The 21214-nt window shown below is 37.9% G+C and carries 14 protein-coding genes and 1 tRNA gene; 10 read left to right on the top strand and 5 right to left on the bottom strand.

Annotated elements, in window-relative coordinates; genetic code table 11:
* Positions 1-23 precede the first annotated feature (23 nt).
* The 6 genes from LC419_RS06720 to LC419_RS06695 all read left to right on the top strand — a co-directional run bounded on the left by LC419_RS06720 (position 24) and on the right by LC419_RS06695 (position 11290).
* The gene (locus LC419_RS06720) at positions 24-1673 is read left to right on the top strand and encodes a tetratricopeptide repeat protein (RefSeq protein ID WP_223606623.1); all 1650 of its coding nucleotides are present in this window, start codon (positions 24-26) and stop codon (positions 1671-1673) included.
* A gap of 167 nt (positions 1674-1840) precedes the next feature.
* Positions 1841-2560: a bacillithiol biosynthesis deacetylase BshB1 gene (bshB1, locus tag LC419_RS06715; RefSeq protein ID WP_223606622.1), complete on the top strand. Its 720-nt coding sequence runs from the start codon at positions 1841-1843 to the stop codon at positions 2558-2560.
* Positions 2561-2595: 35 nt separating this feature from the next.
* A tRNA-His gene (locus tag LC419_RS06710) sits at positions 2596-2671 on the top strand.
* A 600-nt stretch (positions 2672-3271) separates the two neighbouring features.
* Positions 3272-5509 (top strand): T9SS type A sorting domain-containing protein, encoded by a 2238-nt coding sequence (locus tag LC419_RS06705; RefSeq protein ID WP_223606621.1) that lies wholly within the window; start codon positions 3272-3274, stop codon positions 5507-5509.
* Between the two features lie 275 nt (positions 5510-5784).
* A complete protein-coding gene (locus LC419_RS06700) occupies positions 5785-6219 on the top strand; it encodes a hypothetical protein (RefSeq protein WP_223606620.1) in 435 nt (144 codons plus the stop codon).
* Positions 6220-6244: 25 nt separating this feature from the next.
* Positions 6245-11290, top strand: coding sequence for a DUF4132 domain-containing protein (locus LC419_RS06695; protein WP_223606619.1), 5046 nt, complete (start codon positions 6245-6247; stop codon positions 11288-11290).
* Positions 11291-11418: 128 nt separating this feature from the next.
* On the opposite strand, the gene LC419_RS06690 is transcribed toward LC419_RS06695, so the two are convergent.
* The 3 genes from LC419_RS06690 to LC419_RS06680 all read right to left on the bottom strand — a co-directional run bounded on the left by LC419_RS06690 (position 11419) and on the right by LC419_RS06680 (position 15650).
* Complete coding sequence (locus LC419_RS06690) at positions 11419-13338, bottom strand: M1 family aminopeptidase (RefSeq protein WP_223606618.1); 1920 nt, start codon at positions 13336-13338, stop codon at positions 11419-11421.
* A gap of 215 nt (positions 13339-13553) precedes the next feature.
* Positions 13554-13889, bottom strand: a complete 336-nt coding sequence (locus LC419_RS06685) for a DUF3276 family protein (RefSeq protein ID WP_034701927.1) — start codon at positions 13887-13889, stop codon at positions 13554-13556.
* Between the two features lie 99 nt (positions 13890-13988).
* Positions 13989-15650, bottom strand: a complete 1662-nt coding sequence (locus LC419_RS06680; protein ID WP_223606617.1) for an ABC transporter ATP-binding protein — start codon at positions 15648-15650, stop codon at positions 13989-13991.
* A 90-nt stretch (positions 15651-15740) separates the two neighbouring features.
* Between LC419_RS06680 and LC419_RS06675 the strand changes: the two genes are divergently transcribed.
* The 4 genes from LC419_RS06675 (at position 15741) to LC419_RS06660 (ending at position 18704) form a co-directional block, all read left to right on the top strand.
* Complete coding sequence (locus LC419_RS06675; protein WP_223606616.1) at positions 15741-16646, top strand: transcription antitermination protein NusB; 906 nt, start codon at positions 15741-15743, stop codon at positions 16644-16646.
* Position 16647: 1 nt separating this feature from the next.
* Entirely contained in the window at positions 16648-17169 is a 522-nt protein-coding gene (locus tag LC419_RS06670; RefSeq protein ID WP_223606615.1) for a DUF1573 domain-containing protein, read from the top strand.
* A gap of 9 nt (positions 17170-17178) precedes the next feature.
* Positions 17179-17541 (top strand): preprotein translocase subunit YajC, encoded by a 363-nt coding sequence (gene yajC, locus LC419_RS06665; protein ID WP_223606614.1) that lies wholly within the window; start codon positions 17179-17181, stop codon positions 17539-17541.
* A 428-nt stretch (positions 17542-17969) separates the two neighbouring features.
* Complete coding sequence (locus tag LC419_RS06660) at positions 17970-18704, top strand: SDR family NAD(P)-dependent oxidoreductase (protein WP_223606613.1); 735 nt, start codon at positions 17970-17972, stop codon at positions 18702-18704.
* Here the strand turns inward: LC419_RS06660 and LC419_RS06655 are convergent.
* A complete protein-coding gene (locus LC419_RS06655; protein ID WP_223606612.1) occupies positions 18701-19246 on the bottom strand; it encodes a hypothetical protein in 546 nt (181 codons plus the stop codon). The two genes, LC419_RS06660 and LC419_RS06655, sit on opposite strands and share 4 nt — an antisense overlap.
* Before the next feature lie 33 nt (positions 19247-19279).
* Positions 19280-21148, bottom strand: coding sequence for a DNA ligase D (gene ligD / locus LC419_RS06650; protein WP_223606611.1), 1869 nt, complete (start codon positions 21146-21148; stop codon positions 19280-19282).
* Positions 21149-21214 lie beyond the last annotated feature (66 nt).

Genomic DNA, 21214 nt, shown 5'->3' with positions numbered 1-21214 from the left:
AGTCAAATATAGAAAAATATAAAATGAAAGATATAATGATTATGAATGTAAAGAAAATTGCTTTTGGAGCAGCCGTGGTATTTTTTGCCGGTTTAGCCTCTGCACAGACGTTGCAGGATGGTATTAACAGTATAGACAGTGACAAATACGCACAGGCTAAAATCAATTTTACGGAAATGGTTACCAAAGCACCTACAGCAGAAAATTACTTCTATTTAGGAAATACTTACCTTAAGCAGGGCGAGCCTGATTATGCTAAAGCTATCGAAAGTTTTAACAAAGGTTTAGCTGCTGATAACAAAAGCTACCTGAACAAGATCGGTTTGGCTACCGTGAAGTTAGGTAAAGGAGATAAAAGCGCAATTGCTGAAATTCAGAAAATTGTAGCAGATTCCAGAGAGAAGGATGCTGAAGTATTATTCAGAGCTGCTGAAGCTTTAACTTTATTTGAAAAGAACAATGCTCCTGATGCAGCGATTCAATTCCTGACAAAGGCTGTTGAAAAAGCAGAGAAGAAAGGAGTTCCTGCTCATTACTATTATACTCTTGGAGATGCATACAGAATTAAAAGAGCACCGGGTGAAGCGATGTCTGCTTATGACAAAGCTTTACCTGTAGCTAAAAATAAAGCATCTGTTTATACAAGAATGGCCACATTATGGATGGCTGCTCAGCAATGGCAACAAGCTAAACAAAGCATTGACAAAGCTATTGGAGTAGATGCAACCTATGCACCTGCTTATAAAGCTCTGGCATCTTATGATATCAGATACCAACAAAACGCAAAAGCGACCCAAGACCTTATTAACTATACAAAATATGCTGATGAGGATCCATATACTCAGTTAGAAATTGCTAAATTATACTTCACCAACGAAGATTATGCAAACTCTAAAACTGTTTTAGACAAGATCTTTGATAAAATTGATGATCCTATCAAATTTAAATTAAGAGCGTATCAGTCTTTTGCTGACGGAAACTATGCAGAAGCAAAGCAAAATATGGATACTTTCGTTTCTCAGGCTGAGAAAACAAGAATTCAGCCGGCTGATCAGGGTCTTCAGGGACTTATCGCAGCAGGATTGGCTAAAACTGAAACTGACGCCGCTAAAAAAACAGCTTTAACAACAGAAGCTCAGCAGAAAGTTGCCATTGCAAAAGCTGCTAAAGATGAAACCATGAAGTGGGATATCGAGCTTGCTAATATCGCTGGAGGTGGAGCTTCTCAGGCTGAAGCAGAAAAAGGACCTACTACTCCTGAGATTGAAGCATTGAAGAAAAAAGTGGCTGCTAATAAAGAGGATTCTGATTCTCTATTCAAGTTAGCTACCGCTTACCAGGATGTTAAAAACTGGAACGGAGCTATCCTTACGTGGCAGAAAATGAGTGCGCTTCTTCCGGATTGGGCACCAGCATACTACAGCCAGGGATATTCTTACCAACAGGCAGGAAATAACGATGCTGCGAAATTAGCATACGAAAAATTCATCAGTACGGTAAAACCTGCAGATGCTGAAGCTAACAAGCAAACTTTAGCCTATGCTTACTTCGCGGTAGCTTATATGAACAAAGATTCTGATGCTGCAAAAGCTAAAGATTATGTAGCTAAATCTTTACAGCTTGATCCTACTTACCAGGATGCTGTAAAATTAAATGCAGAAATCAATAAGTAATTTAAATTTTAAATTATAGATATTAAAACTTCCCCTTCTCAATGTTTGGGAAGTTTTTATTTTAAGTCTTATATTTGAACATATGAAACGCCGGGGTTAAAAATTCGAAAATGTGAGAAAGATTATTGGGCGTTCCATCTGACAAAATAAAAAAATAAAAGGAACAGATGAAAACAGATATACTTGCTTTTGGAGCTCATCCTGACGATGTAGAACTGGGATGCGGCGGAACAATCGCTAAAATGATTTCTGAAGGGAAAATATGTGCTATTGTAGATCTTACCAGAGGTGAGCTCGGAACCAGAGGAACCGATGAAACCAGAAGAGTGGAGGCCGCTGAATCTGCAAAGATCCTGGGAGTTTCTGCAAGAGAAAACCTTGGCATGAAAGATGGCTTCTTAGTAAACTCTGAAGAATATCAGATGGAGATCGTAAAAATGATCCGTAAATACCGCCCTGAAATCGTCTTGGCTAATGCAATTGATGACAGACATCCGGACCATGCAAAAGGAGCGAAATTAGTGTCAGATGCGTGCTTCCTTTCCGGACTTAGAAAAATTGAAACCCATTTGGATGGCGAAAATCAGGAGGTGTGGAGACCAAAGCAGATTTTTCATTATATTCAGTGGAAAGATATCAAACCTGAGTTTGTGATAGACATCTCTGAGCATTTGGATAGGAAGATCGCTGCCTGCATGGCCTTCAAAACACAGTTTTATGATCCAAAATCCAATGAACCTGTTACTCCGATTGCGACAAAAGACTTTTTTGAAAGCCTGACCTACCGTGCTCAAGATTTGGGACGTTTATCGGGAGTGACTTATGCTGAGGGATTTACGTCTGAGAAGCTCATTGCGATGAAAAATTTTGACGGAATTGTTTGGTAATAAAAAAAACTTCCCTATATTTGCACTCACAAAACGGTGATTGTAGCTCAGTTGGTTAGAGCGTCGGATTGTGGTTCCGAAGGTCGGGGGTTCGAGACCCCTCATTCACCCAAGAAAAGTACACTTTTACAGTGTACTTTTTTTATTTATATCTATTTCCAATACCAAATTAAAAAACACCATTTGGTGTGTAAATTCTCATTGACTGTTTGATACTCCATAAGAAAAGTATATTTTTGCAGTTCACAACATAAAAAAGTCATCATGATGATACATTTTGTGAACAAAAACTAGAACCTTAACTTAAAAACATTAAACTATGAGAATGAGAAAAATTACCCTGAATTTATTCTGTTAATTCATCAGTACTGATTGTTTCCGGAAACTTGGAACCAAAGTAAATCCTCAAAATTTCTTTATAAGTTCATGTTGTGTAATCGACACATTTTATCAGATTATTTTCCGTAACGGGATATAATCTACTAATATTGGGGAAACTTCGAATCTTCTACGGGTAATGATACTGTATTATTTAACGGACCAAGTGCTTTTTAAAATCATAGCTCGCTTTTTCATGAATGAATTTGATTTTGAAAAGTTGTCATTTCATATGGAGTTCAGAAACCATTCAAACGAAGCGGAACCGAAAAGCTAAACGAGTAGGGAAACATTATGAAACTAAACATGAAGAGAATTATTTTATTAAAAACCATGAAAAAACTCTACTTTTTATTCTTAATCCTCAGTTCAATTTATGCATTTGCACAGACGTATAGTTACACAACGTATAATACTTCGAATTCAGAAATAGGGAGCAATTATATTGCTGATATTAAAACTGATGCCAATGGATTGTTATGGCTTGCCACTTATAATGGAGTTTCAACTTTTAACGGAACGACTTTTACCAATTACAATACTGCCAATTCCGGTATTGCATCTAATTCAATTATAAAAATTCAGATTGATGGGTTGGGAAGAAAATGGATTGCCTCTCAACTTAATGGAATTATTATGTATAACGGAACGACATGGACTAATTATACAACTTCCAATTCAGGTTTACCAACTAATGAAATCAATGATATCGCTGTTGACGGACAAAATAATCTTTGGGTTGCAACAGACTCAGGGCTTACAAAATTCAATGGTACAACGTGGTCTAATTATTCTTCTGTAACGAATCTGAATTCTGTGGCAACTGACAGTAATAATGGAGTTTGGGTTACCAATGGCGGTGTATTGTATAAATTTAATGGAACTGATTATAATTTTATAGCGCAGGGAACTCAAAAAATATTGAGAATTGCCAACAATACAATTTATTTACAAGGTTCTGACAGTTTAATTACAGTAACGACGAGCGGAACTAACCTTACATTTATCTATCAAAGTACTTCTTGTCTTGCAGGATACAATCCTAACGCAGTGGATGTTGACAGTAACAGTAAAGTATGGATTGGATTTAATGGATCAGGTTTGCAAAACTTTACGGATTGTACAACTTACACCAGAACAAATACAAATTTTGGTTTGCCTGATGACTATTTCAGTGCAGTTCGTACGCAATCTTCAGGGACTATCTGGCTGGGAACATTACAGCTAGGTTTAGTGAAAATGTCGCCAAGCGCTGGTCTGCCAGGTTGTTTTCAAAAAGTGAATGCAGGGAGTCTGCATAGTGTCGCTATAAAAACAGACGGAACATTATGGGCCTGGGGGATTAATTCTTCAGGACAATTAGGAAATGGAACAACCACCAACAGATCAACTCCAAAACAAGTAGGAACGGCTAATAACTGGAAAGAAATTGCTGGTGGAAGCAACCATACCATTGCTCAGAAAACAGATGGAACGCTTTGGGCCTGGGGAGCCAATTCAGGTCAATTGGGTAATGGGACAAATACGGATCAGCACACACCGGTACAAGTAGGAACTGCCACTGACTGGAAAACTTTTGATACCGGAATGTATCATACGGTAGCTATAAAAAATAACGGAACACTATGGGCATGGGGACTTAATCCTTATGGGCAGTTAGGTACCGGCAACACGACTACCAGTTTAGTGCCGGTTCAGATAGGAACTGCTGCCAATTGGTTAGCTGTTCAATGCGGACAGGATTTTACCATTGCACTAAAAACAGACGGAACACTTTGGGCCTGGGGTAGCAATACGTATGGAACGATCGGAGATGCTACCAATACCAACAGGCTGATCCCGACTCAAGTTGGAACCGCCAGCAACTGGCAAAGTCTTGGTGTAGGAGCACTTCATGTCGCTGCACTGAAAACAGACGGAACACTTTGGGCCTGGGGATATAATGCGAATGGACAACTGGGAGATGGAACAACGGCAAATAAAAATATTCCAACACAAATCGGAACGGCTACTAACTGGCAGACCGTTGCTTCGGGAGGAAATCATACCCTTGCCATAAAATCCAACGGAACACTTTGGACCTGGGGAAGAAATCAATATGGTCAGTTAGGAAACGGATCGACGACGAACACCAGCGTTCCTGCGCAACTGGGAAGTCTTACGAACTGGAAAGCTATTGCTGGTGGAATATCACATACTTTTGCCTTGAAGAGTGATGGAACTGTCAGCACATGGGGGTTAAACCTTTATGGTCAATTAGGTGATGGTTCTACTGTTGATAAAAATGTTCCAACAGTTATTGCTTGCCCAACTTTAGGTGTTGATGACTTTACCATGTCAAAGAATTCTCTAAAGGCATATCCGAATCCGGTGAATGACAAGCTTATTATTTCGTTTGATCAGAAAATTTCTTTGGTATCGGTTTATAACCTATTAGGGCAGGAAGTGCTGAGCAAAACAATAAATGCTAATGAAGGTACATTAGATTTCTCCGGCTTGACATCGGGAGTTTATTTGGTTAAAGTCAATTCAAATGATGAGACTAAGACATTGAAAGTCATTAAAAAATAAAAAATATCAAAAATTAAATCAGTGAATTGCCAACTCATGCGATCTGGTTTTTGACTATGATTCATAAAAAAAGTACACTTTTTAAAGTGTACTTTTTTATTGTATACCATTCCTGAAATTCCATTTTCAATTATCTTATGTTCTACAACACCCACATTTAGGTCAAAAAAAATGTAATTTTTCCAGATTGGTGATTTAATTCATATGCCTTCTTCAAGGTTTTAAAACAGTCTCCCTTAAAAATTTTCCTATATTTATTGATATCAACTTCACATATGGAAATAAAGGTTACGGTAAAGCAATTAGGCAGGAAGCATCCTGTTCTTTCGGAGCAGAAGCTTGAAATTATGCATAGTGATTCCAAAATATCATTGGAGAATTTATTAAAACTAATTGTTCAGCAGCAGGTGGAGGCATTCAATACGCAATCATTTGAACTGGAAGATACAGATTATGCGAAAATGCCTTCGGAAAACTATCTGAATATTCTTACAGACACCGGTAAGGCAGGTTTTGGAAGTATTTATAACGAAAAGAAAGCCAATCTTCAGAAGGCGCAGGAAAATGCTGTACAGGCTTTCGAAGATGGAATGTTTGCCATATTTTATAATGATGAACAGCTGGAAAATCTTTCCGAAACGATAAATCTGAGCTTAGAGCATACGTTTACTTTCATCAGGCTGACCTTTCTTGCAGGAAGTTATTGGTAATTAAAAACACTGAATCTCAAAATACATGGAAATTATAGAAAAATTAGAATCGAAAAAGACATCCAACCATTATCGGAATTTTAGGAAAGATTTAAAAGAGCAGACAGAAAAAGGTTTTTTATCCCAAGTCTTTTCAAAACCTCAACTTAAGAAAGAGGTAGCGGAACTGGGATTATTAATAGTGGGTAAGACCAACTATTTTGAAGATGTAAGCCTGGGTTCCGAACGCATGGAAAACATCAAAAAATACATCAAACCCGATATTTGGGAGGATAAAGAATATGGTGAACTTTTGGTTTATTTCTTTGGACATCATGCAGACCTGGTAAAGCACGCCCTGACTACAATGCCCCATAAAATGTATCAGACAGGGTACTACAGACGTTCTTTCCGTGCACCCCACAATGAAAACTACATCTTTCTCAACCAGATTAATTTAATTGGAGGCCTGTTGCAGCTGCCAAGTATCTATTCTTACACCAATGGAGGAGAACAGTTTTATGACCTTACGCTGGAAGAGCAGATCATCTATGACAGCGCCATATCAAACAGCTTAAATCAGTTCTATATTTGGTCAGCAGCTATTGATACAGGAAATACAGCTATTTACCAGCTTATTGAAGACATTATTTTCAATAAACATCCCGAAGGAAAAGTATCCCGGAATATTATTAAAGCATTACTCAACAGTGAGCAGAAACATTGCTGGGAACTGGTGGAAAAACTCCTGCTGGCGGCTCAGCGACAGGAAGGGTTAAGACAAACTGTGCTGGAAGCTCTGGATGAAACCAGCATCGGAGCGTTGGAATATATGACGAATGTGATTGTAGAACATAAGCTCACACGTTTTTCTTCCGTTGTCCGTTCCATAGATACATGGACAGGTCTGGGCTGGGATGCCGAAAAGGAATCGGTGGTAAAAAATATTGTTTCGCTGGCACATACCTATTTCAACAATCCTGAACTGATTCCGGATGCCATAAAAAGCAAAAACAATAATGAAGTCTATATGGCGCTTTGGGTGCAGTCTGTATGGGATGTGGAAAAAGCGGTTCCTTATCTGCATCAGCTGTATGACCATGGCAGTGTGGAAAAGAAATGTCTGGCCATAAAGTTTGCCGGAGAAACCCATGATCCTTATATCCAGATGCCGTTGTATTATAAAGCAGTATTGGATGGTGATCTGCAGGTTTTGGCTTTTGCAGGCGAACCTTTGTCAACATTATTAAATGCCAATGCAGCTTCAAAATTCTATATCAATAATACAGATTATCCTGATTTCTTTGAAAAACTGCATGAGCTTACTCAAAAGATTGATGTAAAGGAAAAGAAATTTGAAGGAAAGATATTCTCCTGGCTCAATGCGACATTCAGCAAAAGCAATTTATATGCTTCGATGTTTTATTTGGTAGGTGAGGATAAAGAAAAACGGGATCTGGTGCTTTCTTATTTTGATCAGTTTGACCTTTCATTGCGTGAACAGCTGTCAAGAGGTATTTTAGGGGATTTCTACTGTTATTCCTACTCTTATAATTTTGGAAAGAAAAAGCAGACGGTAACGCCGTTCCAGAAAGAATTTGCATTTAAAATCTTAAAAGACAGAGGAGAATCTTTAGTGGCTTCCGGGATCAACGTGCTTCAGCAAAACCCTCTAAGCAAAGAAGAATTGATGATTTTCTTCGATATGTTTAAAAGAAAAGGCGGTACACTTCGCAAGAAACTGATAGAATTGGTGGTACAGCAGGAAGATGGAGTAGTAAGTCCATTAGTTAAAGAATTAATGGTAAAGGGAGATATAGAACAGCGAACAGCTTCTCTGGATATCATGCTTCAGCTTCAAAAAGACAAAAGAGTATCTGCGCAGATCGGAAGCTGGACCCAACAGTTTTCAGAAAAACCGAAAGTATCCGAAAGAGAACAGAGCCTTTTGGATCAGCTTAATCCTTCTGATGATAAAAAAGTACTTTCCGCAGAAAATGGATTTGGGTTCTATGATCCTTCTGTGATCTCAAAATTTGAACTGCCTGAGGTGAAAGCCAATTCTGTATATGCACAGGCCACGAAAAAGGATAAGTATGGCTTTACACAATCCATGAATCATATCAAAGGGGAGTTACAAAAGCTCAATGATTTATTTCTTAAAAATAAAGATTATGAATACGAAGTAGACGATTGGAATGGCTCAAAAATAACCGTATTGATGGGCAATACCTTCCGACACATCAGAAACAATACGGAAAATTTTACCTCTGAACAGATTGCTGAAAACTATCCGCTGCATGAAAAATGGGCACAGTGGTATAAAGATTCGGGACTTTATCCGCGGGATTTATTCCTGCTGACATTCGCCGAAAACTGTGACCGTAAAAAGTTCAGAGATTTCCTGGAAAACTATGTGTTTTATCACAAGGATATTATACCTAATCCTTTGAAAAGTGATTATTACTGGGACAATCCTGTTAAAAGGATCCTGGAAGTTTTACAGTATAAGTTTGTATTCGAGGAAAAAACAGATTTCCTGATCGATGCGTGCAGTACACTGTTTGCTCATTTGCCTGATGATGTGATTAACTATAAAGCAAAAGAAAATACCTATTATTATGGTGGAGGCACCGGCTGGCAGCAGCTGGGCTTTTTCAGTGTGTTTTTACAGGCCGTTCCTTTTAAAGATCTTACCGATGAACAGTATATCAAACAGTGGAATCTTTACCGCTGGATGCAGTATAATGGTCTGGAAGAAAATAAAAAACATTCAGTTCCGAATTTCCAATTATTCTGCAAAGCTTATGAGTTAAATGTCATTACAAAAGACGAACTTTATGAAGGAATTTTCACGGCAGACTCTGTCATAAGGGATCTTACCAGAGCAAAGACCCATACGATTTACCATCATCAGGAAAGATATACAGATACATTTCCATTCCTGAAACCGATTATCGAAGACATTCAAAATAAATTCCTGGATGTAGAGCTTATTCGGGGTGACGCGAATACTGCCGTTTCCCAATTTGTACAGGAGTTTCAGACCATCTACGGAACCAACCGTCTTGTGCAGCTGCTAAAAGGGCTTGGGAAATCGACCTTGTATGCCAACTATATTTACAGCTATGGCAACGAAAGTATGACCAAGCAGAAGCTGTTTTCTTATCTGATCAAAAATTCTCATCCTTTGGAAAGTGATACCCAGGAATCATTTAACGAGCTGATGAAGAAAGAGAAGATTTCAGAGCTCCGTTTGATACAGGCAGCCGTTTATGCGCCGCAGTGGCAGAAACTCATCAGCACCTATTTAGGCTGGAAAGGGTTGGATTCTGCTATCTGGTGGATGCATGCTCATACTAAAACCAGTGCGTATCAGGCTCAGAATTCAGAACTGGAAAGTGAAGTGGCCAAATATTCATCCGTAGATGTTCAGGAGTTTCAGGATGGGGCAGTGGACAAAGACTGGTTTACAAAAGCTTACAAAGAATTAGGAAAAGCCCGTTGGGAAATGCTGTATGAATCTGCTAAATATATATCCGATGGAAACGGACACCGCCGGGCAAGACTTTATTCAGACACACTTACCGGCGATTTAAAAATAAAGGAAGTAACGGCCAAAGTAAAGGATAAACGTGATCAGGATTATCTCCGGGTGTATGGACTTGTACCATTAAGCAAAGCCAATCCGGAGAAAGATGTCCTGAGCCGCTATGAATACATTCAGCAGTTTAAAAAGGAAAGTAAGGAATTTGGCTCGATGAAACAGGCGAGTGAAGCCCTGGCTATTCGTGTGGCATTGGAAAACTTAGCCCGAAATGCAGGCTATCCGGACCCCATCCGGCTGACCTGGGCGATGGAAACGAAACAGATTCAAACCATTTTATCAAAAGAAACGCAGGTGACAATTGATGGAGTGACAGTAGGATTGATTATAGAAGACGATGGAAAAGCCGAAATGGTTGTATTCCGGGATGACAAACAGCTGAAATCTATTCCGCCGAAAATCAAAAAAGATAAAGCGATTGTAGAATTAGGAAACTACCGCAAGATCATGCGTGAACAGTGGACCCGTTCCCGAAAAGGACTTGAGGAAGCCATGATAAGGGGCGACGAGTTCTTTTTTGCAGAAATTAAAAACCTTTTTGAGCATCCGGTTATTGTAAAACATCTTGAAAAGCTCGTATTCATTTCCAATGATCATAAAATAGGATTCTATCATGACGGGAATCTGATTAATGCTCACGGAGAAATTCAGGAATTAAATGAAACGAATAGCCTGAGAATTGTCCATTGTGTAGATCTTCATCAGCATGGCGCCTGGAGTGATTATCAGCACTATTGTTTTACGGAAAAACTGATCCAGCCGTTCAAGCAGATATTCAGAGAGTTGTATGTGCCTACGCCGGATGAACTGAAAGAGAAATCAGTGTCACGCCGTTATGCAGGGCATCAGGTTCAGCCGAAACAGGCATTGGCACTGCTTAAAACACGGGGCTGGAAAGTAGATTACGAAGAAGGCCTTCAGAAAGTGTATCATAAAGAAGGGTTTCAGGTAAAAATGTATGCCGCTGCCAATTGGTTTTCTCCAGCCGAAGTGGAAAGTCCGACCCTGGAAACCATAGAATTCCATTCATTAAAAGATTATAAAAATATTCCTTTTGAAGATATAAATCCAAGACTGTTTTCAGAGGTGATGCGGGATATAGATCTGGTGGTATCGGTAGCTCACGTAGGTGGAGTAGATCCTGAAGCCAGCCATTCTTCTATTGAAATGCGTGCCGTGCTGATGAAAGAAACCGCCCGGTTATTCAAACTGGATAACGTAAGTATTGAAGGCTCTCATGTATTGGTAAAGGGCAAAATGGGAGAATACAGTGTACATTTAGGCAGTGCAGTGGTCCATCAGGTTCCGGGCAAATACCTGTCTATCCTTCCTGTTCATTCTCAGCATAGAGGAAGGCTGTTTCTGCCTTTTGCGGATGATGATCCAAAGTCTGCAGAAGTAATGTCTAAAGTATTGCTGTTAGCTAAAAACGATGAAATACAGGACCCAACGATTCTTTCGCAGATAAAACGAGAATATAGCTAATCATTCCCTAAGTTACATTTAATCATTTACCGGTTGGTGGATGATTAAATGTAACTAGAAGGGAAATTGTCAATTTTAAAAAAGCGATTGGAGATTTTCATGATAAATCCGGCAGGAAATGACAGCCCTTACTTCTTTATTATTTTTAAAGTTTTTGTGCTGTCCGTAGTTTGTATCTGTAATAAATAGACCCCTGGACTGAACTTAGAAAAATCAATCTGGTTTTTATTGATAAAATGTACGGGTACTTCCTGACCTACCATATTGGTCATGGTCACTTTATCAATTGGAGTGACATAATCTACGGTTAAAATATTACTTACCGGATTGGGATAAACTTCGATTTGATCTTTTTCAAAATCTACGTTCCCAAGTCCTAATGTAGCCGTATTGTTTCTCGAGATAATATGTTTTTCCGGGTCAAATCTTACTCCGGTTATGGCAAAAGGAACATTCACTGTGAATGATTCATTGTTTACGGTATTATTTACATACGTATTATACACCTGGCCTCCCGTGCCTGTGAACTGCAATGGTAAACGCATCTCAAAATAATTAACGGAAGCGTGTGACTGAGTTTGACTCACAAGAACTTTTACCTGGCCAGCACCCATATTTTGAGCTTTAATAGTATAAACAGGATAGCCCTGATTGTAGATCCAGTCATTGAAAAAATCGGTCAGGCTACTCCCGTAAACCGCTTCCATATGAGCTTTAAAATCTGGCGTTCCTGCGGTTTTATATATTAAATTGGGGTCATTTATATAATTTCTAAGCCCAAGCAGGAATGTAGTTTCACCCAACTTAAGCCTTAACATATTAAGGACCATTGCACCCTTATTGTAAGAAAGACGTCCGTCAAAAATACGGTCTTCATCCAGGGCTTCTGAATCCGTAAGATATACCGCACCGTTAGGTTGTGACGTGATATTGTTGATGAGACCGGTTCTGTTCGATATCCCTGCTGCATTACCATCATAATGTTCTATAAGCAGTTCATCCATAAAAGTGGCAAAGCCCTCGTTTAGCCAAATGTCATTCCATGTAGCACAGGTAATTTTGTCTCCAAACCATTGATGGGCCATTTCGTGTTCCATCATATACCTGTTATAATTGCTGATAAAAGAGACAGTAGGATGCTCCATTCCACTCTCGGTAACTTGGGCATTTCCATATTTTTCATTACTATAAGGATAGACACCTAACAGAGATTCGAAGAAATTTAAAAAGGAAGGAACCGGACTTAAATTATTTTGTGCCAGGCTCAGGTGCTCGGGAAAAACATAATTAATAATCGGGTAGGTGTTGGGAGCGGTGCCCCCGGTCTGATTGAAGGTGCTGTAATTGGTCACAGAAACAGAAACCAGATAAGCCGGAATGGGATAGCTGTGATGAAAATGGGTGGTTTTATCAGAGCCGGAAATAACAGGAGCGGCGGGTTCCACACCATTTCCGACTGCTACATATTGTGATGGTGCTGTAATGTACAAATCAATACTGTCTATTTTATCTCTCATGTCTTGCTTACATGGCCACCATTCTCTGTCTCCGAATGATTCTGATAATGTAAAGAAGATAGGGGAGTTGTTGTGGGTTGTAAAAAAGACATGTCCCGTATTGGGCGGTATTCCGGCGTATGTGATTTCTACAGATGCACTTGTACCTGCCAGTTGTGTATTGGGAAGGGTAATTACTAATTCTTTGTTTGTATTTTGTATGAATGAAAGGTTTACATTATTTTGCTTTACAGAACTTACGACCATCTGACTCACCAGGTCAAAGGTTATGGTATTCATATTCGATAGAGCTGTATAAGTGGTGGTTACCTTTCCGGATATGTTTCTTACGCTTGGATTAACTTTTAATTCCAGTTTATGATAAGTAACATCGTAGTTGACCGTATTTGGATTGAACTGAACGTTCTTTTTACTCAACGCTGACTTCTTTTCCTTTTTTGAAATCATGTCAGTGTGGTGTTTTCCTTCTTGTGAAAATGCAAATGAAAATAACAAAACATTTAATATAATATAAATAACGCGTGTTTTCATTGTTAATAAATTTGTTTTTTATCGAAATAATTAAATGCGAATATAATTTATTTTTTTATTATTTCAATGTATAGCTGTTCATTTTATTTCTTGTAAAGTTTTATGTTTTCAAATACACCTTTTTAAAGCAGGAATTCTGTTTATATTCTGAAATTACAGGGAAGGGCATAAAAAAAGCATCTTTTTCAGATGCTTGTGTTTTTAGATATTCTTTTTTAAACTTCGTCGTCAGAATCAATAGTGAATGATTTGCTTTTGAAGTCTTTGTCGTGTTTTTCTGATATTACATCCTCACCCTTCTCGTTAATGATGAAATCTGTGGATTCATTAAACATCTCCTGAAAACTTTTAAAATCTTCTTTGTAAAGATAAATTTTGTGCTTCTCGAATGTAGCTTCCCCATTCTCCCCGAAGTTCTTTTTACTTTCGGTAATCGTAAGATAATAATCTCCTGCTTTCGTCTCGCGCACATCAAAGAAATAAGTTCTTCTCCCTGCTTTTAACACCTTAGTGAAAATTTCATTTTCATGGCGTTCCTTGTATTCACTCATTGTTAGATATTTTTTAATCTTGTTAAGAACAAATATAAAAGAATTCTTTTAATCACAAAATTTTTTTTATGATTTATTTAACAATTGAGAATGAAACGGCTAAGCAGTTACAGAATTGGCAATTTCGGTAAGGTTGATGATTTTATCGGCTTTTTGAGCGCTAGACTCTCTGTGTGTGATAATTATGGACGTGGCATTGTGGATTTTTCTGTCGATATTTTCAAGGATATTCTGTTCCGTTTCCGTGTCCAGAGCAGACAGGGAATCATCAAAAATGATGATATTCGGGTCCTTTATTAAAGCTCTTGCGATGCATATCCTTTGCTTCTGGCCTCCCGAAAGCATCACGCCGCGTTCACCAACAAGTGTTTTATACTGCTCTTTAAATTCAACAATATTTTTATCTACGTCTGCAATTTTAGCATATTCCACCACTTTTTCATGCGAAGGATGGTCGATGGCAAAACCTATATTATTTTCTATAGAATCTGAGAATAAGTAGCTTTCCTGAGGAATATATCCTATGAAATTTCTGTAATTGGCTAGGTTATGGTCTTTCAGATTCTTCCCGTCGATTAAGATTTCCCCTTCCGTAGGATCAATAAGCCTGCACAGCAAAAGGGCAATGGTAGATTTACCGCTTCCTGTCTTACCCATGATTGCCAGAGATTCACCGGCTTTAATCTTGAAGCTTAAGTTATCTAATGCTTTGATTCCGGTGTTCGGATAGACATAGGAAACATTTCTGAATTCAATATCACCTTTAATAGGATAGTCCTCAAAGTTCGTATTAATGACTTCCGATTTTTTATCCAGAAATTCATTGATTCTCTGCATCGAAGCCTCAGCTCTCTGATTCACAGAAGTTACCCAGCCTACCATGGAAAATGGCCAGATCAGGATATTGATATACATGAAGAAATCGGCAATTTTACCCACGCTCAGTTCTCCGGCAATATATTTCTGTCCGCCCACAAGAATAACCGCAACGTTCAGTAATCCGATTACAAATAAAATAATGGTAAAGAAATACGCTTCTGTTTTCGCTAAATCCAAAGCTTTGTTCTGATAATCAGTAACTTTTATACCGTAATTTTTCTTGATGTAATTCTCTTTAGCAAAAAACTTCACCACTCTGATACCTGAAAAACTATCCTGCACGAAAGTGGAGATCGCAGACTGGCTTTTCTGCATAATCTTCGACTTCTTGTTGATGATTGAACTTACCTTAAATATAATATAAGATAGAATAGGAAGTGGCAACAACGTCCATACGGTCATAGATGTATCCGTTTTCAGCATATAAATACTGGTAATCACAAGCAGGATGACTAAGTTTACCACATACATCACCCCTGGTCCCAGATACATTCTTACCGCCACTACATCTTCACTCAACCTGTTCATAAGGTCACCGATTGTAGTTTGCTTATAATCCGTCAGTGAAAGTTCCTGATAATGTCTGTAGATTTTATTTTTCAGTTCATATTCAATCCTTCTGGATGCAACGATGATCGTCTGGCGCATCATAAAAGTGAAAAATCCGGTCAGAAGTGAACAGCCCACAATAATGGCGACATATACAAGAACCTGCTTGTTGAAGCCCAGGTTGCCACTTTTGGTAAGTTCGTCCACAGACTTTCCTACAAACTGAACTTTATATATATTGAAGAAATTACTGGCAATGATAAATAAGAACCCCCAAAACAATAATATTTTGTGCTTCCAAAAGTAAGGGTTTAAGGTTTTTAGCGCTTTCATAAAGTTTTACAAATTTACAAAAATGTAGGCAGACTACGAATTTCATCAATTTTAATTTTTGTATCTTTGCACCCATAAAAAGCTCTTTGAATGTTAGGAAGACGACAAATCCGTGAAAAAGTAGTACAAACAGTGTATTCATACTATCAGAATCCTGTAAAATTTGATGTTTTAGAAAAAAACATGTTCACTGGAATAGAGAAAATCTATAATCTCTATATCTATCAACTCAATTTTTTGGTGGCTCTGAAAGAATTGGCAGAGACTCAGATTGAGATTGGAAAGAACAAATATCTTAAAACTGATGCTGAAATTAATCCTAACCAAAAATTTATCAATAACCAGGTACTGATCAAGCTGGAAGAAAATCCTGAGAGATTATTTTTCACAGGCCAGCACAAGCAGTTGAGATGGGATATGCATGATGATATTTTGGTGAAAACTTTCCAAAGAATGACAGGTGGGAAAAGGTATCAGGATTTCATGAAAGAAGATGGATATTCTTTTGAAGAAGATCAGAAGTTTATTGGAAAACTGTTTTTAAGATACATTGCTGAGAATGATGATTTCCAGGAATATCTTAGTGATAAAGAACTTTCATGGTATGATGATATCCACATCGCCAACTCAATGGTACAGAAAACGATAGGTTTCCTGAAAGAGGATGAAGAAAGCAGAACATTAATCAAAATGATTAAGGATGAAGAGGATAAGGATTTCGCAGGAAAACTTCTGAGAGATACCCTGAACAACTGGGAAGCTAATGAGAAAAAGCTGAGTGAAAGGTTGGAAAACTGGGATCTTGAAAGAGTTTCTTTAATGGATAAAGTCATTTTGTCGACAGCACTTTCTGAGCTGGATAATTTTCCTTTTACGCCTTCAAGAGTTATTATCAATGAATATATTGAAATTGCAAAAGTATATGCAACAGACCGTTCCAATATCTTCATAAACGGAATTTTGGATAAATATTGTAAAGATAAAAATAGAATTTAACATGAAAAAGACGTTATCAATTATCGCTTTGTCTATCATAGGCCTTGGTTTGGTTTCTTGTAAAAAAGAAAATCAGCAAGCTGCTGCCGGTGCAGAAGTTGCTAATATTACAGATTCTACAGCGGGTGCTACCAATTTAGCTCCTACTAACCCAACCGCTGCCCCGGTTTCGGCTGAAACTGCTACAGCAGCTCCGGTTTCTAACCAGCCACTAACATCCGTTGCTCTATCTGAAAACAACTTCGATTTTGGAAAAATCAAAAAAGGAGATAAAGTAGAGCATATTTACGAGATTACAAACACAGGAAAAAATCCTTTGGTTATTTCTGAAGTAAAGCCCGGATGTGGATGTACGGCTCCTGATTTTACAAAAGAACCTATTCTTCCGGGGAAAAAAGGAAAAATCACTTTGCATTTTGATTCTTCAAGCTTCGACGGAAACGTTCAGAAGTATGCAGATGTATTTGCGAACGTAGATAAGGCTCCTATCAAATTAACGTTCACAGCGAACATCCAACCATAATATAAATATATGTTGACAATCTTTTTACAGGCACAGCAGGGGTCTTCATCTATGATGCTGATCATGATGGGGGTAATGTTTGTGGGGTTTTATTTTCTGATGATAAGACCACAGATGAGAAAACAGAAACAAGAGAAAACCTTCCAGGAAACTTTAAAAGTAGGTACCAGAGTAGTCCTTACTTCAGGTCTTCACGGTAGAATTGCTCAGGTTCAGGATGACGGTTTCGTGATCGAAACCCTGTCAGGAAAACTGAAATTCGAAAAAGCGGCCGTTTCAAGAGAATTTACTGAAACGCGTTTTGGAGAAAAAGCAAAAGCAGCTGCTGAAAAAACAGCAGAGAAAAAAGAAATTGATACTGAGAAGAAATAATTTTTCAGTTTGAAAATATCGCTCGGCGCGGTGAACTTCGTTCACCGCGCCGAGTTTTTTATAGCTAAGGAATCAAGAATCAAGAGCCAAGATTTCAGACAGAAGACTTTTCTTAGGTTAAGGCTAAGATTGAGAAATGTCAATGGTGAATTTTGCTTCGCAAGTGAAATGTGAAACCCTTTTATCCCACAACCCGAATCCAGGATCCCGAAACTCTAAGACCCTCCGACCCTCAAACTCTCAAACTCAAATTAAGAATGTCAATAGTGAATTTTGCTTCGCAAGTGAATAATGAAACACTCCAGCTCAGAAACCCACCTCAAATAACTCATAACTTTTAACCCCGATTACTCAAATTAGTGTTGTCCGTGAACCTATTCGTGAAATTTGTGTTTAAAAATTAAAATCAAATAAAATATATTTGCATCATGAATCAAAAGACAGACAAAACCGTTCTCATTCTGGGCGCCAATTCAGACGTGGCCAAACAGTGTATCATACAATACATTCAAAAAGGTTTTTTTGTCATTGCTGCTTCAAGGGATACTGCATCGCTTGAAAAATTTGTATCAGACAACAGACTGGATGCTTCAAAGGTGACCATTCTCTATTTTGACGCGGTAGATTTTGATTCTCATCAGAAATTTTATGATGAACTTTCCGTAAAACCTCATATTGCAGTTTACGCAGCTGGTTTTCTGGTGGATAATGAAAAAGCTTTGAGAGACTTTAAAGGCACTCAACAGATGATGCAGGTTAATTATATGGGCGCCGTTTCCATCCTGAACATCATTGCCATGGATGAAAAAAACACCAACCTGGAAAGAATGATTGGGCTATCTTCATTATCAGGGGTGAGAGGAAGAAAAAGTAATTTTGTGTATGGAAGCACAAAAGCAGCCTTTACCCAATATTTAGCCGGTTTAAGACAGGAATTGGCTTCAAGGAAAATAAAGGTCAATGCTTTAGTGATCGGTTATATCAGAACAAAGATCAATGAAGGACTACAACTAAATGAATCACTTATTATGGAACCGGATTATGTAGCAAAGCATATTGTCAATGCCGGAAATTCTTTCACTATCGTTCCGAATTTTAAATGGAAAATGATTTATATGATTTTGAAAATTCTTCCGGAAAGTTTGGTAGCAAAACTGCCTTAATTTTGTTGTTTGGAATTTTTTTGCAAACAATCAATCAAAGTTTGATAATCATCATTTTTAAATTGAGATGAGTTGAAAATAAAATGAAGAGTGTTGTTTAGAGTACTCAGTATAAGATATTGATCAACAAATTTATAATTTGTTTTTTCCCATACAGAACTAAGCGTGTTAAGAGGATTTTGAATAACTATACTATTTTGGTTCAAAATAATATAGTGCATGTTCAAATCTCTTTTCTTCAAATCATTTATATTTTCATCTATTAATCTAAATGCTTTCCTTTTGGCTGTAAAATATTGATAAACCAGAATAAATGCGTACCCAATATAAAGAAAACCGGCATATTTAAAAATATAAGGAAATGGGCTTCCAATGAAACCTTTTATTGGAAAAAAGCCTAATGACAAAAAAAGGATAGCGTAAATAAGAGCTTTTTTAATGTCATTAAAAGATTTTCTCCATACATGATTAAAGAAAAATTTTTGCTGATCCTTTTCGGTATTTTCATTGAAAAGAAGTTGTAATTTGATAGGCTCAATCATTTTAGGAAATTTGCTGCCGTAAAAATATAGAAATTACTCGCCATTCTGCAATAGCTCCAACGCCTTCATCATATCAATCCCCTTTCCCAAAACAGGCTTAAACAAATCCCCTTTTTCCTTGATTCTCTCCAAGGCATTATGAATGGTAAAATCAGTAGGCTTCAGACCCGGTTTTACTTCCTCCCACTCCAAAGGCATAGAAACGGAAGCGCCTTCTTTGGGTCTCAAACTGTAGACACTTGCTAAAGTCTGTCCCGTGCGGTTTTGAAGATAATCGAGGTATATTTTTTTGTCATCCCTTTTTTGTAGGCTTCTTTCAAGAGTGGTCAGTTTCGGCAGCTTTTCATTTACTTGTTTCATCAGAATGTGTGCAAAATCTTTTACCTGGTCAAAATCATACTTTCCACCCATCGGAATATAAATATGGATTCCCGTACTTCCCGATGTTTTGCAATAACCTTTAATTGTAATTGCATCTAAAACTTCATTCACCTGAAGCGCAGTTTCAATCACATCATCAAATGTGTTCTTCTTTGATGGATCTAAATCCAATACCAGATAATCCGGGTGTTCTAGATCCGGAAGCGAACTGTTCCATGGATTTAGATCGATGCAGCCTAAATTATTGAGATATGCTAAAGTAGCTTTATCATTACAGTAAACATAGTCGATGTATTTGTCATTGGACTCCGAATAGACTTTTGTGGTTTTTATCCAGTCTGGCATACTGTCACCCGCATCCTTCTGGTAAAATCCCTGCTCTTCAATGCCATTGGGAAAGCGGTTCAGGGACAGCGGACGGTTTTTCAAATAAGGAAGAATATAAGAGGCAACGGACTGATAATAGGCTATCACATCTCCTTTTGTAATACCATCTTTGGGAAAATAGATCTTATCCTGATTGGTCAGTTTTACTGTATGTTTATCCAGGGTAATTTCCCTTTCTTTTTCGGAGCTTTCTGATTTCTTGGATGGAGTTTTCGCTTTCATTTCTTTAGGATTTTGATGGGTTGGAGTATCGGTATCTTCAGGTTCTTTATCTTCACGGATGGCCACAAAAACAGGATGCCTGTAAATCCCGTCTTTTGTAATTTCGGAATATTTAATTTCACACACCAGCTCAGGTTTTGTCCATGTTACGGGCATATTCGTCTTCGGAACCTTTTCAAATGGAGAAGTTTTTACCATGATTTTTTGAAGCCTTTCATAAAGTTGTTTTAAAGATTCATTGTTGAAACCTGTTCCTGTATGGCCACAGTAAATCAGTTTTCCGGCAATATATTTTCCTAAAATTAAAGCTCCGAAACTTTCCCTTGAACCCCGGGGTTCCGTAAATCCGCAGATAATGGCTTCATCCGTATTCGTGAATTTTATTTTAAGCCAGTCATTTGTTCTGTGGTTTTCAACATATAAGCTGTTGGCTTTTTTTGCAATCATTCCTTCCAGTTTCATTTTTTTCATCTGATTAAAAAAAGCAATTCCATTTTCTGGAATATGATCACAGTACTTGATTACCTCCGTTTCTGTTAAGGCTTCTTTTAAAAGTTCTTTACGCTGTACGAGAGGAAGCTCTTCTGTAGAATGACCATTCAGCCATAGAAGATCAAAGACCTGGTAGGTTAATGCCATATCAGGATAGTCACCGATCTGCTGCAGAAGCTGGAAATTAGGTTTTCCATGCTCGTCATAAGCCACAATTTCACCATCCAGGATCATTTTATATTTCTGGTGATTAAAGTCCTTTGCAACTTTTTCAAATTTTGATAGAAATGAAATACCGTTTCTGGAGTAGAACAGGGGATCAGTATGGCTGAGATCGGCCACGGCGCGGTAACCGTCCCATTTAATTTCAAAAACCCAGTCTTCACCGTCAAATGCTTTTTCAAAAGATTTAGCCAGCATGGGCTTAATGAAAGAACTTATTTTTTTTTCGCCGGATAAGGTATTGAAGTTTTTGAATCTTTTTTC

The organism is Chryseobacterium sp. OSA05B (assembly GCF_019970065.1).
In the GTDB taxonomy this organism is placed as follows: Bacteria; Bacteroidota; Bacteroidia; order Flavobacteriales; family Weeksellaceae; genus Chryseobacterium.
Note: the sequence above shows the minus strand (reverse complement) of the source record. Positions and strands in the feature narration are given on the sequence as shown.